The 15948-nt window shown below is 43.6% G+C and carries 13 protein-coding genes; 7 read left to right on the forward strand and 6 right to left on the reverse strand.

What is annotated here, in order from left to right:
• Nucleotides 1-78 precede the first annotated feature (78 nt).
• Both EZV76_RS00885 and EZV76_RS00890 read right to left on the reverse strand, forming a co-directional pair.
• Nucleotides 79-1329 (reverse strand): aspartate kinase, encoded by a 1251-nt coding sequence (locus EZV76_RS00885; protein WP_136564711.1) that lies wholly within the window; start codon nt 1327-1329, stop codon nt 79-81.
• A 24-nt stretch (nt 1330-1353) separates the two neighbouring features.
• Nucleotides 1354-1836 (reverse strand): GNAT family N-acetyltransferase, encoded by a 483-nt coding sequence (locus EZV76_RS00890; protein ID WP_136564712.1) that lies wholly within the window; start codon nt 1834-1836, stop codon nt 1354-1356.
• A gap of 109 nt (nt 1837-1945) precedes the next feature.
• Between EZV76_RS00890 and fbp the strand changes: the two genes are divergently transcribed.
• Nucleotides 1946-2953 carry a class 1 fructose-bisphosphatase gene (gene fbp / locus EZV76_RS00895; RefSeq protein ID WP_136564713.1) on the forward strand — a complete coding sequence of 336 codons (1008 nt, stop codon included), beginning with the start codon at nt 1946-1948 and terminating at the stop codon, nt 2951-2953.
• On the opposite strand, the gene EZV76_RS00900 is transcribed toward fbp, so the two are convergent.
• A complete protein-coding gene (locus EZV76_RS00900; RefSeq protein WP_136564714.1) occupies nt 2954-3379 on the reverse strand; it encodes a tellurite resistance TerB family protein in 426 nt (141 codons plus the stop codon).
• A 111-nt stretch (nt 3380-3490) separates the two neighbouring features.
• On the opposite strand from EZV76_RS00900, the gene EZV76_RS00905 reads away from it, so the two are divergent.
• The 4 genes from EZV76_RS00905 (at nt 3491) to EZV76_RS00925 (ending at nt 11433) form a co-directional block, all read left to right on the forward strand.
• Entirely contained in the window at nt 3491-5953 is a 2463-nt protein-coding gene (locus EZV76_RS00905; protein WP_136564715.1) for a ligase-associated DNA damage response DEXH box helicase, read from the forward strand.
• Nucleotides 5954-6234: 281 nt separating this feature from the next.
• A complete protein-coding gene (gene pdeM / locus EZV76_RS00910; protein ID WP_136564716.1) occupies nt 6235-6867 on the forward strand; it encodes a ligase-associated DNA damage response endonuclease PdeM in 633 nt (210 codons plus the stop codon).
• A 427-nt stretch (nt 6868-7294) separates the two neighbouring features.
• Nucleotides 7295-10714: a transcription-repair coupling factor gene (gene mfd / locus EZV76_RS00920; protein WP_136564718.1), complete on the forward strand. Its 3420-nt coding sequence runs from the start codon at nt 7295-7297 to the stop codon at nt 10712-10714.
• Between the two features lie 14 nt (nt 10715-10728).
• Nucleotides 10729-11433 carry a Dph6-related ATP pyrophosphatase gene (locus tag EZV76_RS00925; protein WP_136564719.1) on the forward strand — a complete coding sequence of 235 codons (705 nt, stop codon included), beginning with the start codon at nt 10729-10731 and terminating at the stop codon, nt 11431-11433.
• A gap of 8 nt (nt 11434-11441) precedes the next feature.
• Here EZV76_RS00925 and EZV76_RS00930 read toward each other — a convergent pair whose 3' ends face one another.
• Nucleotides 11442-12596, reverse strand: coding sequence for a serine hydrolase domain-containing protein (locus EZV76_RS00930; protein ID WP_136564720.1), 1155 nt, complete (start codon nt 12594-12596; stop codon nt 11442-11444).
• An 85-nt stretch (nt 12597-12681) separates the two neighbouring features.
• On the opposite strand from EZV76_RS00930, the gene EZV76_RS00935 reads away from it, so the two are divergent.
• Nucleotides 12682-13182 (forward strand): VOC family protein, encoded by a 501-nt coding sequence (locus EZV76_RS00935; RefSeq protein WP_136564721.1) that lies wholly within the window; start codon nt 12682-12684, stop codon nt 13180-13182.
• Here the strand turns inward: EZV76_RS00935 and EZV76_RS00940 are convergent.
• Together EZV76_RS00940 and EZV76_RS00945 are read right to left on the reverse strand one after the other, a co-directional pair.
• The gene (locus EZV76_RS00940; RefSeq protein WP_136564722.1) at nt 13179-13838 is read right to left on the reverse strand and encodes an aspartate kinase; all 660 of its coding nucleotides are present in this window, start codon (nt 13836-13838) and stop codon (nt 13179-13181) included. The genes EZV76_RS00935 and EZV76_RS00940 overlap by 4 nt on opposite strands.
• A 61-nt stretch (nt 13839-13899) precedes the next feature.
• Nucleotides 13900-14259 (reverse strand): YraN family protein, encoded by a 360-nt coding sequence (locus EZV76_RS00945; protein WP_136564723.1) that lies wholly within the window; start codon nt 14257-14259, stop codon nt 13900-13902.
• A gap of 169 nt (nt 14260-14428) precedes the next feature.
• On the opposite strand from EZV76_RS00945, the gene EZV76_RS00950 reads away from it, so the two are divergent.
• On the forward strand, nt 14429-15943 hold the full coding sequence (locus EZV76_RS00950; protein ID WP_136564724.1) for a DUF1800 domain-containing protein: 1515 nt from the start codon (nt 14429-14431) through the stop codon (nt 15941-15943).
• Nucleotides 15944-15948: the final 5 nt, after the last annotated feature.

Below are 15948 nucleotides of genomic sequence, written 5' to 3' on the forward strand. Positions count from 1 at the left end.
TCGTATTGTTTAGGTAAACGTAAAGATAGAAAATTACGGGTATTGGGCTTGGTATTCCAAAAAAGTGCATCGCATCCGCTATTTTACCACTAACTGTACCGTTTCCTTGCCGCGTTGCTCCACAAGCACTGACTTTCCATTTTGAAGGGATTTTACGGCATTGTCATTGAAATGGCGGATGGTGTAAAGAGATACTTCTTCATGGCAGACCACTTTGAACTTTCTTTTCAACTCGTCCAACATGGATTGAAGCCCATTGAACTTATTGTCAAGACAGACCGAAAAGCTAATGGCAGAGTTCTGGATCAGGTCTACTTTTAATCGATGATCATGGAAGAGTTTAAATATTTCGCTGATGTTGTCTTCCACAATGAAAGAAAAATCCAAAGAAGAGAGCTTTAGAAGAACTTGGTCTTTTTTAACGATGAAACAGGGTACTTTGGGCACAATTCCAATGCCTTTGCCTACGGTTGTTCCTTTGTCCTTGGGGTTTACGAACGATTTTACATGCAAAGGTATTTCCTTTCTTTGTAAGGGTTGCAACGTTTTTGGATGTATCACAGAAGCTCCATAAAAAGCCAATTCTATGGCTTCTCGATAGGAGATCTGCTCCAATAGTTGGGTCTCTTTAAAATTTCTGGGGTCTGCATTCAATACGCCTGGTACATCTTTCCAAATGGTTACGGATTCTGCATTAAGGCAATAGGCCAAAATGGCGGCCGTGTAATCCGAACCCTCTCTACCTAAGGTGGTGGTGAAGTTATTATCATCACTTCCCAAAAATCCTTGGGTAATGTTCAACTTGGACATATCTACCTTTGCGGTCACCTCGCTTTGAGTACGATCCCAGTTGATCTGGGCATCCCGGTAATTGTTGTCGGTTTTGATCAAGGTACGAACATCCAACCATGTGCTGGCCATGCCCACCTCGTTAAGATATTCGCTAACAATAGTGGTCGAAACCAATTCTCCATACCCCACCACTTGATCATATACAAATGCATATTTTGGTGACTTGTTCCAAGTTAAAAAGCCTTTAACCTCTTCAAAAAGCAATTTGATCTTGGAATAAATTGGATGGGATGTGTTCTGGAACAGTTCTGCTAAAATGCCATCATGATAGTCCATGACCTCTTGTAGCATTCCCGCTACTGCGTCTTTGTCCTTAAAATAGGCCTCAACGACCTTTTCCATGGCATTGGTGGTTTTTCCCATTGCTGATATCACCACCAAAGTGTCTTTATGCCCCATTTGGTTAAGGACATTTACCACATTTTTAACCCCATCGGCATCTTTAACGGATGCACCTCCAAATTTAAAAACTCTCATGCTTAAATATTGTTGATTGGAAGCTTAGTTTAAACCTTCCATATAATTTTTAATACCTTTTTCATCCAACTGTACCACATCCCAATCCCGTAGTACGTTGGCTCCTTTCTTTTCATAGAACTCAATGGCCGGGTCGTTCCAATCCAATACTTCCCAGCAAATTCGTTTCACACCAAGTTCATGGCCATATTGCACTACCTTATCCAACAAGGCGGTTCCCAAGCCACTTCCCCTCATTTTTTTAGAAACAATAAGATCTTCTAAATGAATTACTGGACCTTTCCATGTGGAATATCTGGGATAGACCAAGGCTATGCCCATAATTTCATCTGCTACTTCGGCCACAAAACAATGGAACAACTTATTTTCCCCAAAACCGTCTTTTTCCAAGTCGGTTTGGGTAATCTCAACCGCATGGGGCTCTTTCTCAAAATCGGCAAGTTCCTGAACCAGCTTCAAGACTTGTCCCATATCATTTCTTCGGGCGTTTCGAATCAAGTATTCCATTTTGTTACAAATAAAACTCAAAGTTATAAATATCTAAAACTTAATCTAAACGAAATCGTTGTAGTTTCACAAAATGCACGATATTTGTCCTCAAATAAAACAGCCTTTCATGTTTGATAAGCAACATCGCACCCTAGGTGAATTTATCATTGCCAATCAAGATTCTTTTCAATATTCCTCCGGTGAGCTCTCAAGATTGCTCAACGGCATCCGTTTGGCCGCCAAGGTAGTCAATCACGAAGTGAACAAAGCCGGCCTTGTAGATATCATTGGTTCTGCCGGTGAAACCAACGTACAGGGGGAGAGTCAACAAAAATTGGACGTATTGGCCAATGAAAAGTTTATACAGACCCTTAAAAACAGGGAGATTGTTTGTGGAATTGCCTCAGAGGAAGAGGACGATTTCATTACTATCAATAGTTTTGACAAGCAGCACCAAAACAAATACGTAGTGCTCATTGACCCATTGGATGGCTCATCCAATATTGATGTGAATGTTTCCGTAGGGACTATTTTTTCCGTATACCGAAGGATTACACCTGTTGGCACTCCCGTTACCCTTGAAGATTTTCTTCAACCTGGAAAAAACCAGATTGCCGCTGGATATATTATCTACGGCACTTCCACTATGTTGGTCTATACCACTGGAAGCGGCGTTAATGGTTTTACGCTAAACCCGGCCTTGGGGACCTTTTATCTATCTCATCCCAACATGCAATACCCGGAAGATGGTAACATTTATTCCGTAAATGAAGGCAATTACATCCATTTTCCCCAGGGAGTCAAAGACTATATCAAGTATTGTCAAAAAGAAGAAGGCGACAGACCTTATACTTCAAGGTATATTGGATCTTTGGTTTCTGATTTTCATCGGAACATGATCAAAGGTGGAATTTACATGTACCCAAAGAGTAGTAAAGCCCACAAGGGAAAACTACGCTTGCTGTACGAATGTAATCCCATGGCGTTTATAGCCGAACAGGCCAATGGCAAGGCCAGTGACGGATTCCAACGGGTCATGGACATACAACCCACCGAACTCCATGAGCGAGTACCTTTTTTCTGTGGAAGTAAAAGAATGGTGGAAAAAGCAGAGGAGTTTATGGCAAATGCCTAGCTATCCTTTTTGCATAATCCTGTGGTAATCCTCAAAATCAATCCTACCCGTAAAAATGGCTATGGACTTTTCAATAATCTGAGAAGCTATATTTGGAGGAAACCCTAGACCAATGGCGTATTTTTCAACAATCTTTCGCTCTTGGGCATCAATCTCATGGTCTGAAAAGATAATTTGAAAAAACTCATACAGCCTTTGGTAGCGTTTTTCTCCACTATGAGGTGTTTCTATGGGATATTTGTTCTCCCTTTTCATCACTTCCTTATATTCTGCCTCAGTGATATCCAACTTAAAGGCAAATTTGTCCAAAATTGCTTTTTCCTCTGGGTTGATTTCTCCATCCACTGCCGCCAAAGTAGCCAAAGTGGCAAAGTGGGCCAGGTTTTTCCTGTGATCCCCGTGCTCGTATAAATCTAAAATGGGCATACTTGATTTTTTGTGGCACAAATATAAATCTTAAAGTAGAAAGGTTCATAAAAATGAGCCCAAAAGAAATTTGTAATTTTCATTCCTCCTTAAAATCCTAAATGTATTCCACTGAAAGAGTCCCAACTTTTTCATATTGCCGAAAATTGGTTCAGCCAGCAGAACTGGAAACCCTTTCCCTTTCAAAAAGAAACATGGAAAGCTTTTTTGATGGGAAAGCATGGTCTGTTAAACGCTCCAACAGGAAGTGGAAAAACCTATGCGCTTTGGTTTCCAATAGTACTCAACCACATTAAAAATAATCCTGATTATAAAATCAAACATAAGAAGGGGTTAAAAGCGATTTGGATCACCCCTCTCCGGGCCCTTTCCCAAGAGATAAAACAATCCGCGGAACGCATTACCGAAGATTTGGAAACCCAAATGACCGTGGGCATCCGAACCGGGGACACCTCTACCAAGGAACGGGCCAAGCAACGTACCACTATGCCCGATTTGTTGATTACCACTCCCGAAAGCCTACAATTGTTGTTGTCCTCAAAAGGATATGCCAAAATTTTCAAGGATTGTTCCGCCATTGTAGTGGACGAATGGCACGAACTGCTAGGTACCAAAAGAGGCATCCAGATGGAGTTGGGACTTTCCCGATTGAAAACGGTCTGTAAGAACCTTCGCATTTGGGGCATCTCGGCCACCATTGGTAATCTGGAACAGGCCCGCGAAGTACTGTTGGGGCCCACTTCCCCTGCCTTGGCGAACTCGGTTTTGGTCAAGGCCAAGCTCAACAAAAAAATCACCGTAAAGAGTATCATCCCCAAACAAATGGAAACCTTTCCGTGGCGGGGCCATTTGGGACTGCACTTGCTGGACGAGGTCGTACCCATTATCCGTAACAGCAAAACCACGCTCCTGTTCACCAACACCCGAAGCCAGTGCGAGATTTGGTTTCAAAAAATATTGGAAAAGTATCCAGAATTTGCCGGCGAAATGGCCATGCATCACGGCAGCATCAACAAGGATACCCGTCTTTGGGTGGAGCAGGCCATCCGAAATGAAAGCCTCAAGGCCGTGGTCTGTACCTCCAGTCTGGATTTGGGGGTAGATTTTGCCCCCGTGGAAACCGTTGTCCAAATTGGTGGCCCCAAAGGGGTGGCCCGCTTTTTACAACGTGCCGGAAGAAGTGGGCATCGCCCTGGAAAGGAAAGTGTCATTTACTTTTTACCTACCCATGCCATGGAACTCATAGAAGCTTCGGCCATGCAAAAAGCGGTGTTGAACAGTGCTGTGGAAGACCGTATCCCCTACCTGAACAGTTTTGACGTACTCATACAATACCTGAACACCTTAGCGGTTTCCGATGGATTCTTCCCCGAAAAAATCTATCCTGAAATCAAACAGACCTTCTGCTACCAAGCCATTACCGAGGAACAGTGGCAATGGCTACTCAATTTTTTGGTCATGGGCAGTCAAAGTCTAAAAAGTTATGATGAATATAAAAAGGTGGAGGTTGAGGAAGATGGCAGGTTTAAGGTGAACAGCAGAACGGTTGCCATGCGCCACCGATTTCAGATTGGGACCATTGTGGGCGATGCCAGTCTATCGGTCCGTTACCAAAAAGGAGGGTATATCGGGACCATTGAAGAATCGTTCATTTCAAAACTTACCTCTGGCGATGTGTTCACCTTTGCGGGAAGGAATCTGGAATTCATCCGAATCAAGGGCATGTCAGCACAAGTACGCAATTCTTCCAAACGCAGCAATAAAATTCCAAGTTGGATGGGCGGTCGACTCAGTTTTTCCGCAAAAATGTCCGAATTGTTACGGGAAGAACTGTATACCGCAGAATTACCCCTTTCCAAACAAGGCCCAGAAATTAAGGCACTTGCCCCTATGTTTGCAAAGCAACGTCAAGAAAGTATTGTGCCCTTGCCCCATCAGTTTTTGATCGAGACCTTCAAGTCCAATGACGGGTACCATCATATTTTTTATCCGTTTGAGGGCAGGGCCATCCATGAAGGCATGAGTAGTCTGCTGGCCTACCGCATCAGCTTATTGACCCCTATCACCTGCTCCTTGGCCTTTAACGATTATGGGTTTGAACTGTTGTCCGACAAGGAAATCAACATCCAGGATATTCTGGACAACAATCTATTCACTGCCAATTATATGCTCTCCGACCTTCAAAAAAGTTTGAACAGCAACGAAATGGCCCGAAGAAAATTTAGGGATATTGCCGTGATCAGTGGTATGGTCTTTACCGGCTACCCTGAAAAAGGCGTGAAAATGAAGCATCTGCAAAGCAGTTCCCAATTGCTGTTCGATGTGTTCAAGGATTTTGAGGATGACAACCTTCTCTACCAACAAGCCTTTACTGAAACCTTTGAACACCAATTGGAAGAGGGTCGTTTGCGCTTGGCTCTGGAACGCATTGCCCAACAGGACATGGTTTGGAAAAAATGCAGTCAGGCCACTCCATTTTCGTTTCCCATTATCACGGACCGTCTTCGGGAAAAGTTGTCCAATGAGAAATTGGCAGACCGCATTAAACGCATGACCGCAAAACTGACCCGATAGTCACTCCTTGTGCTTAACTTCATTTCGAAATGAGGAGCCGGCGACGATTGAGAAATCTTGTTTTGAATAGATTTCTCACACCCGCTTCGCTCGGTTCAAAATGACAACAGAACACTTGCAACAATTAGTGCCATTCGTGTCAAGAACTAAAAAGATTTCTCACACTCCCTTCGTTCGGTTCGAAATGACTATAGAATATTTGAAAAATTCGTGTCAATTTAAAAGATTTCCCATATCCGTTCGAAAGGACAATACCATTAAATTTGTACCAGCAAACTATCGTGACCCAAAACATAATCATACAAGACCAGGCGTTCCAATTGCACCCTTTGGGTGGGGTATTTTGGGTGGAAAAATCGCTATTGCTCATCAGCGATGTGCATCTGGGTAAAGTATCGCACTTTAGAAAGTTCGGGGCTGCCATTCCCCAAAAGGCTGTCCATAAAAATTATATGTTGTTGGACCAAATCGTGTCCGAACTTCAACCTTTCCAAATCTGTTTTTTGGGTGATCTTTTTCATTCTTCGCTCAATAAGGAATGGGAGCTGTTTGAAAATTGGGTGGCCAGAACCCCTGCGGAAATCATTCTGGTGACCGGGAACCACGATATCATTTCGCCCTTAAAATTTGAACAGCTCAACATTGCCATCTTCCCGGAACTCCTCATCGATGATTTCTTGTTGACCCATCATCCCGAAACACGAGTAGCCAAATTCACGTTTTGCGGCCACATCCATCCTGCCGTAAAGCTAAGGGGGTTGGGAAGGCAAAGCCTGAGACTCCCCTGCTTTTTCAAAACCAAAAACCAAATGATCCTACCCGCTTTTGGAGAGTTTACGGGCACCCACACCCTTAAGCCCACAAAAAAGGATGAAGTATTCGCCATTGTGGAGGATACTGTGGTCAAGGTTTAGATTTCCAAAAATGCCCCTTCAACTCCGCTCAGGGGTCTGGTTGAAAATACCACCGATTTGTCATTTCGATATGAGATGCGGAACATTGACTGAGAAATCCCACCAACTCATAATTTCTCACAGCTCCTTCGGCTACTCTCAGGACAGGGCTCGAAATGACAAAAAGAATTCGAAATAGTTCGTGTCCTAACTTTAGACCTTACAACCACCAATAGATTCTTCGCTCAGTTCAGAATGACAACTTGAAATGTTTGTGTCATTCGTGTCAAAAACCAAAAAAGTCTAGATTGCCCTTTTGACCAATTGCTTACCAACAGAACAAACCTCGGTGTTATTTCGAAATGAGGAACACAGGGACGATTGAGAAATCCAAAAAACACTTTTTATAAAAAACATTTCATTTTATCTTTGTCGCAAAGTTTTTGGATTGACCAAAGTCTCCATTTCACAACACTACACACAGTCTTCCCCACTGGGAAAACTGAGGGATACCATTGCCCAAAGCCCAGATTCGGGCATATCCGACACGTCGCAACCCTCCCCAAAAATCAACATCAAAGGCCTAGTAGGTTCATCCCTTTCCTTCGTACTTTCCGAAACCTTTAAATCGGTTGAGACACCTTTTCTATTGATTTTGAACGATAAGGAAGAGGCTGCCTACCACTTGAACGATTTGGAACAGTTGATCGGGGAAAAAGATGTGCTTTTTTACCCAGGCAGCTACCGTAGACCCTATCAAATTGAAGAGACGGACAATGCCAATGTGCTGCTGCGGGCCGAAGTCCTCAACCGCATCAACTCCAGAAAGAAACCGGCAATCATTGTCACCTATCCTGATGCCCTTTTTGAAAAAGTGGTCACCCGAAAGGAGCTGGACAAAAGCACCCTCAAGATAAAATTGGAAGACACCCTTTCGTTGGATTTTTTAAATGAGGTGCTTTTCGAATACCAATTCAAACGGGTGGATTTTGTGACCGAGCCTGGAGAATTTTCGGTACGTGGGGGTATTGTGGATGTATTTTCCTTTTCGCATGATGAGCCTTATCGGATTGAGTTTTTTGGGGACGAGGTGGACAGCATCCGTACGTTTGATGTAGAGACCCAGCTCTCCTTGGAAAAGGTGAAGAAAATCACCATTATACCCAATGTGGAGAACAAGTTTTTGCAGGAGAGCCGTGAGAGTTTCCTCAAGTACATTTCACCCAAAACGGTGGTTTTTGCCAAAAACCCAGCTTTGATCTATGACCGCATTGATTCATTTTTTGCCAAGGCGGAGGAAAGTTTCACCAAACTAAGCGAGGAAATCAAGCATGCGAAGCCCCAAGAGCTTTTTGTGGACTCCACTCTACTGAAATCCCAATTACAGGATTTTCTATGTGTTGAAATAGGAGCAACTGTCACTTCGAGCGCAGTCGAGAAGCAGACAGAGAACAATAATGTTGCTATTCTATTCAACACCAAACCTCAGCCTGCCTTCAATAAAAAATTCGACCTGCTTATTGAAAACCTCAATGAGAATCGGGAAGCGGGTTTCACCAATTATATATTCTGTTCCACCGAACAGCAGGCCAAGCGTCTTCACGATATTTTTGAGGAAGTAGATCAGACCGTACACTACCAAACCTTGGTTTTTCCTCTGTATCAAGGTTTCATTGATGTAGATCTAAAGCTGGCCTGTTACACCGATCATCAAATCTTTGAGCGCTACCACAAGTTTCACCTGAAAAATGGGTACGCCAAAAAACAGGCCATTACCCTAAAAGAACTCAACAAACTTGAAATTGGGGATTACGTAACCCATATTGACCATGGTATTGGCAAGTTCGGGGGACTGCAAAAAATAGATGTTGAGGGCAAGAAACAAGAAGCCATCAAATTGGTCTATGGCGATCGGGACATATTATATGTCAGCATCCATTCCCTGCACAAAATATCCAAATACAACGGTAAGGACGGGGCGCCCCCAAAAATATACAAGCTTGGTTCAGCAGCATGGAAAAACCTCAAACAAAAGACGAAGAGCCGGGTCAAGAAAATTGCTTTCAACCTCATTCAGGTTTATGCCAAAAGGAGGCTGGAAAAAGGGTTTCAATATACCCCGGACAGTTATTTGCAACACGAGTTGGAGGCTTCATTTTTGTATGAGGACACCCCCGATCAGGAAAAATCCACCCAGGATGTCAAAAGGGACATGGAGAGCGAACGTCCCATGGACCGACTCATCTGTGGGGATGTTGGTTTTGGAAAGACCGAGGTAGCCATCCGTGCGGCCTTCAAGGCCGTTGATAACGGCAAGCAAGTAGCTGTTCTGGTGCCCACCACCATCTTGGCATTCCAACACAGCAGAACCTTTCGGGAGCGTTTGAAGGATATGCCGGTAAGCGTGGATTACCTGAACCGTTTTAGGACCGCAAAGGAGAAAAAGGATGTTCTTGAACGTTTGGCGGCAGGCAAGATCGATATTATCATTGGAACCCATCAGTTGGTCAACAAAAATGTCCAGTTCAAGGAATTGGGATTATTGATTGTGGATGAAGAGCAAAAATTCGGGGTTTCAGTAAAAGAAAAACTTCGTTCCATCAAGCAAAATGTTGATGTGCTTACACTGACCGCCACACCTATCCCAAGAACCCTGCAATTTAGTTTGATGGCAGCCCGGGACCTATCCGTCATCAACACACCACCGCCCAACCGATACCCTATCGAAAGTCAGGTCATTCGGTTCAATGAAGAAATCATCCGTGATGCGGTTTCCTATGAAATCCAAAGAGGCGGGCAGGTATTTTTTATCCATAACCGCATTGAGAACATCAAGGAAGTAGCCGGAATGATCCAACGTCTGGTCCCCGATGCCAAAATTGGGATAGGCCATGGACAGATGGAGGGCAAAAAGCTGGAACAGTTGATGCTGGCCTTTATGAACGGGGAGTTTGATGTACTGGTTTCCACCACCATTGTGGAAAGTGGATTGGATGTGACCAACGCCAACACCATTTTCATCAACAATGCCAACAATTTTGGCTTGAGCGACCTGCATCAAATGCGGGGCCGTGTAGGCCGAAGCAACAAAAAGGCGTTCTGTTTCTTTATCACTCCTCCGTATGAGGTCATGACTCCCGACGCCCGAAAACGTATCGAGGCCTTGGAACAATTTACCGATTTGGGAAGTGGATTCAACATTGCCATGAAGGATTTGGAAATCCGTGGTGCCGGAGATCTGTTGGGCGGGGAACAGAGTGGTTTCATCAACGAAATTGGGTTTGAGACCTATCAAAAAATCTTGACCGAGGCCATAGAGGAGCTCAAGGAAAATGAGTTCAAGGAATTGTACGAGGAAGTGGAAGGCCACAAGGAAAAAGTTTTTGTGAAGGACATTCAACTGGATACGGATTTTGAACTGCTCTTCCCAGATGACTATATCAACAACATCACAGAGCGATTGAACCTCTACACCCAACTCAATGAAATCAAAGATGAGGAAGGGCTCGTAAAATATGAATCCGAGTTGGTCGACCGTTTTGGGGAACTGCCGCAACAGGCCGTGGACTTGTTGAATTCCATTCGGGTCAAATGGATCGCCACGCATATTGGTCTGGAAAAGGTCATCATGAAAAAAGGCAAATTCATGGGCTATTTCATCGCAGACCAACAATCGAAGTTTTACCAAACTGCCGCCTTCACCCAAGTATTGCAATATGTACAACACCATCCCCAACAAGCCAAACTCAAGGAAAAACAGACCCGAAATGGGCTACGATTATTGTTGGTATTCGACCGGGTAACCAGTGTGGAAAAGGCGTTAAAGGTTTTGGAACCCCTTAGCCCCCAGAAAGTAGCGGTATCATAGTCCAATTCCCTATTATGTCACAGAAACCAAAGACCTATTTCAACTGGAGTTCCGGCAAGGATTCCGCATTGGCACTCCACTATCTGTTGAAACAAGGCCATTATGATATTGACCGATTGCTGACTACGGTAAATGCGCATTACAACAGAGTTTCAATGCATGGCTTGCCCAGAAACGTTCTGGAAGCCCAGGCAGCATCTGTTGGGATTCCTTTGGAGGTCCTTGAAGTTCCTGAAAAACCTAGTATGGAACAATACAATGAGTTGATGCGGAACACAGTTACCCAATTACGGTCCGAAGGGTATACCCATACGGGCTTTGGGGACATCTTTCTGGAAGACCTAAAGCAATATCGGGAGGACATGCTTCAACCTTATGGATTGACCACACTTTTTCCATTATGGAAAAAAGACACCAAACAATTGATAGAAGAATTCTTGGGATTGGGGTTTCGGGCAGTGATTATTTGCATCAATAACTCAAAATTGGACGCATCCTTTTTGGGACAGGAATTGTCCCAAGAACTCCTAAACAAATTTCCATCAGATGTTGATCCTTGTGGTGAAAACGGGGAATACCATACGTTCTGTTTTGACGGACCTATTTTCAAGGCCCCTATCCCATTCAACATTGGAGAAAAGGTCTTAAAGACCTATGATAATCCATCAGACCCAGAAAATACCATTCAATTTGGGTTTTGTGATATCAACTTGGCATAAAAACACGTTTAAAATGCTTCGTACACCTGCTTTACAAACTCCCCGATTTTTGAAGGTTCCAGCCATCGGGTTACGATGAGCAATCCATTTTTTTGGTCCACCACAATAAAATTGCCTCCAAACCCAGCAGCATAGAACAAGTGCTCAGGCACCCCTTCCCAATGCCGTGGACCTTTTTGGTTGAGCCACCACATATATCCATAATTTACATTGGGCACTGAAGGCTGTGTGGCCTTTTTAATCCACTCCGGACTGACCAACTGTTGTTGGTCCCACTTACCATGGTTCAGAAACACCATTCCAAAACGGGCCATATCTTCGGTGGAGATAAATAAACCGGCACCTGAATGTCCGCCTCCCGTGACCGACTTCATCTGTAGCCCATCTATTTCGGTCCAAACATGATCATAGCCATACCAACGCCAAGTGGTGGTCGCCCCAATACGATCCATCAATTGCTCCTTTAAGACCATTGGCAAAGGCTTTCGCCACACATTGGTCAAGGAATAGGCCAAGACATTCACCCTTACATCATTGTATTCCATGACCGTACCCGGTTCGTTAAGCTTTCTAAATTTCCAGTCGTCCAGTCCCCCTTCATTGGGCGGACGGTCCGCCCAGTCCTTCAAACCCCAAAGCTCTCCGGACCAATCCGAATTTTGCTGTAATAGATGTTCCCAGGTTATTTTGGCGTTATGCTCCCCATCAAAAGTACCGTCCCAAACATAATTGGCCACTTTGTCCTTGGTATCCTGAATCAATCCAACATCTTCCGCCAATCCGGCAACGGTGGACAAAAAGCTCTTGGTAACGCTGAAGGTCATGTCTACCCGCTTAGTATCTCCCCATGAAGCAAGTACATAGCCATCCTTCAAAATAAGTCCCGCAGGGCCACCCCGCTTTTTGGTGGGGCCCAAAATTTCATGAAAGGGCTCTCGTTCAAAACCTTCCAGAATGGCACGGCGCAAATCCCGGGACCCGGAATATTCATTCGCCTTGGCAAACTCCACAGCCTTGTTCAATTGCTGTAGATCATATATAAATTGATTTTTTTCAGCCACTTTCCAAGGTTCATTTCGCTCGGGAAAATGCAAGTCTTGCGCCATTAAGGGTGTATAGCCCAATACACTTAAAAGTAACGTAAGCTTCAATATTGATTTCATATGGCAAATAAACTTAAAGATGGTTTGAAGTTAACAATTGTTATTGGAACGTTTTCAATCGTTATTTTTATAAAAAAGTGCTTTTATGAACAAGACAGCCGCCTATTCCATTCCATCCCAAACCCGAATTGGTCACATACACCTTAAAGTTTCGGATTTACAACGTGCCCTTGACTTTTATTGTGGGCTTTTGGGTTTTGAGTTGACCCAGACCTATGGAGACCAAGCTGCTTTTATTTCGGCAGGAGGGTACCATCACCACATTGGATTGAACACTTGGCAAAGCAAAAATGCGCCTCCTGCACCCAAGAATACTGTAGGATTGTTCCACACGGCCATTCTTTACCCAACCCGAAAGGATTTGGCCACTATTTTAAATCGTTTGTTGGAAGCAGATTACCCATTGACAGGTGCTGCAGACCATGGGGTTTCAGAAGCCCTATATCTGGATGATCCCGATGGAAACGGCGTTGAACTGTATTGGGACAAACCAAGGGAAATCTGGCCACAGAAAAATGATGGCACATTGGATATGTACACCAAGTCTCTGGATTTAAATTCCCTCTTGCAGGAATTAAAACATTAAAGGAGCTTCAGGTCTTTGATGGTCTTAAAGGCCACATCAACCTGCTCTTCATTGACTAAAATGGTAAACTCATTGGTCGTGGAGATCACTTCGTACAAAATGATGCCTTCCCAGGCCAATCGCTGGAAAATGAAGTAATAGATTCCAGGTACCGACACATTTTCCGATGGGAGCTTTACGGTAATCGAGGAAAGCCCCTCAACTTTTTGGGTACAACGCTCGCTTTTAAAATACTTTTCCACTACCCGATCCATAATATTGCTGATCACAATATTAATTTCATTGACCCCCCGTGACGACGTGTAGAACACATCTTGGTTGATATTCACTTCCTCCAAAAGTCGGGCCTGTTGTTCTAGAATGGTATCGGAGGCCAAAAAGGTATAATCTGTTAGATTGGAGCGTACGGTAATCTCCCCAATATTCTTGAGGACCTTTACAATTCTGTGCGTAGCCCGGAACTCGAGATCATCTGAAAGTCTTTTGAGAGCCATGACGATGGCCCCATCTTTTACATCCTTACCCAATTCATCGGCAATTTCGGGCTTGATCTGCCTCGAAAGAGACGTTAGGTTAATGATGCCCTGTGCAAGGGCAGTTTGCAAAAAAGGTTTCTTTTTAATGTAATGTTCAACTACCGCAGAGATTGTTTTCATTTTTTTGGTTTAGTTTGGCTTTGCTACAAAAATAACATGTTGTTACAAAACAAACAAATGGTTAAAAATAATAAAATGCATTTTCAAGATGCTCTATTTCAAAACCATTACCATTCTTAACTACTTTGACAATATCAAATCTAACCTCAACTTCTAAATCCCGATCTTGTACAAATTGATTGGCAGCAAGGGTGAGTAAACTTACTTTTTTACGGTTTACAGTATTGGAAATATCTTCTAAAAAGCCCATATTCCTTGACTTTACCTCTACAACAACCAGGGCATTTCCTTTTTGGGCGATGATGTCTATTTCTGCTTTGAGATATCGGTAGTTTCTGGCTAATATTTTATACCTATTATGCAACAAAAAATCAACTGCCAATTGCTCTCCCAGTCTTCCAAATTCGGTGTGTTTTGCCATCGAAATAGAAAATTAGTGAAAAAAACATGCATTTCATCGAAAAAATTGGTAGTTCATGGGATACAGAACGTTAAGATTGTAATTTGTTGGCCCAATTGAACCACATCCAACATTAGCATAAACATATAGTTGCCCCAAACTATGTACCAAATTAACGCCAGACTTTGCTATGGAGTACTTCATCAATTGTAACACCTCGACCTTAGCGCCGTACACTATTCCATTGGATGATTTACGGGCTGCGCATCTATATCGGAGACTGGGCTTTAGCGCCTCCGTACAAACTATTAATGCTGCCACAGGACAGACCGCAAACAATCTAGTGGACAGTTTAGTAGATCAAGCACTTGCAGCTCCAGTCATTCCAGCCCCTGAATGGGCGGATTGGACCGATGCCAATTATCCCGATGACGATGATTTGGCACGCCAAATGAGACGCGCCCAGCTAGAAGACTTTACCGCCGCCTACGGAAATGCCCTTATGGACAATGGCCTGCGAGACAGGTTGAGCTTTTTCTGGAGCAACCACTTTGTAACCCAGTTGGAAATCTATAATTGTACCCAATTTCTATACTACTATATCAATTGCCTTCAACGTAATTCATTGGGCAATTTTAAAACGTTCACCAGCGAGATTGGCCTTACCAGTGCCATGTTGTACTATTTGGATGGGGTTAGAAACCGAGGGAACAACCCCAACGAAAACTATGCTCGTGAACTTTACGAACTTTTTACGCTGGGGGATGGTAATGGGTATACCGAAGAGGACATCATTGAAACCTCAAAAGCACTATCAGGGTATACTGAAAGAGGAGAGGAAGGATGTACACAAGTAACCTTTAATGCCGAAGATTTTAGCACAGAGAACAAAACTATATTTGGGCAAACTGGCAATTGGGACTATGATGATGTCATTGATATCCTTTTCAACGAACGCCCCAACGAAATTGCATGGTTCATTTGTAAAAAACTTTACGAGTTTTTTGTGCATCCGGATTCCACAGGAGATGATGGCAATGGCATTGCACCTCAAATTATAGATGGCCTTGCACAAACTTTTATTGCAAACGATTTTGAGATTGCCCCCGTATTGCGACAGCTCTTTAAAAGTCAACACTTTTTTGATGAAACAGCAATTGGGGTCATAATAAAGAGTCCAGCAGATCTTTATTTCAATTTATTGAAGGAAACCAACTTTTCCTATGATGATATGACCATTATCAATATAATGGACTCATGCGCATTGATTGGTCAAGATTTCTTTGACCCACCCGAAGTGGAAGGTTGGCAACGGGACCGGCAGTGGATCAATACCAATTTTATTATTGGTCGTTGGTTGACATCGGAAGTGTTCTTGGAACGTTTTTTCCAAGCAGACCCGGAGCAATTTAGGACCCTGGCCATGGACGCCGTTGGTGCAGCCAACAGCAATACCAGCAACCCAGAGATCGTGGTCCGCGCCTTGGTGGACAAGTTTACACCGAAAGGCCTTTTAACAGATGCCGATTTTGAAAAGGCCATGGATGCCTTCAAAATAGACGATGTTCCGGAAGAGTACTATTCCCCTGACTACATTGCAGGCGGATTGAGCCTTTGGACACTTTCCGTAAGTATGGAAGTGCCTACACAAGTTTATGTGTTGCTAAGACACTTGTCCAGAGAACCCGAATTCCAACTAAAATAACCCTA

Origin of the sequence: Flagellimonas alvinocaridis, assembly GCF_004916895.1 — a bacterium.
Classification (GTDB): Bacteria; Bacteroidota; Bacteroidia; order Flavobacteriales; family Flavobacteriaceae; genus Flagellimonas; species Flagellimonas alvinocaridis.

Excerpts from the sequence above, each read along its gene's own strand:
- fbp (WP_136564713.1), top strand. The coding sequence starts at position 1,946 with ATGTTTGATAAGCAACATCGCACCCTAGGTGAATTTATCATTGCCAAT.
- EZV76_RS00890 (WP_136564712.1), bottom strand. The coding sequence starts at position 1,836 with ATGGAATACTTGATTCGAAACGCCCGAAGAAATGATATGGGACAAGTC.
- EZV76_RS00885 (WP_136564711.1), bottom strand. The coding sequence starts at position 1,329 with ATGAGAGTTTTTAAATTTGGAGGTGCATCCGTTAAAGATGCCGATGGG.
- EZV76_RS00925 (WP_136564719.1), top strand. The coding sequence starts at position 10,729 with ATGTCACAGAAACCAAAGACCTATTTCAACTGGAGTTCCGGCAAGGAT.
- EZV76_RS00930 (WP_136564720.1), bottom strand. The coding sequence starts at position 12,596 with ATGAAATCAATATTGAAGCTTACGTTACTTTTAAGTGTATTGGGCTAT.
- EZV76_RS00945 (WP_136564723.1), bottom strand. The coding sequence starts at position 14,259 with ATGGCAAAACACACCGAATTTGGAAGACTGGGAGAGCAATTGGCAGTT.
- EZV76_RS00935 (WP_136564721.1), top strand. The coding sequence starts at position 12,682 with ATGAACAAGACAGCCGCCTATTCCATTCCATCCCAAACCCGAATTGGT.
- EZV76_RS00950 (WP_136564724.1), top strand. The coding sequence starts at position 14,429 with ATGGAGTACTTCATCAATTGTAACACCTCGACCTTAGCGCCGTACACT.
- EZV76_RS00940 (WP_136564722.1), bottom strand. The coding sequence starts at position 13,838 with ATGAAAACAATCTCTGCGGTAGTTGAACATTACATTAAAAAGAAACCT.
- EZV76_RS00900 (WP_136564714.1), bottom strand. The coding sequence starts at position 3,379 with ATGCCCATTTTAGATTTATACGAGCACGGGGATCACAGGAAAAACCTG.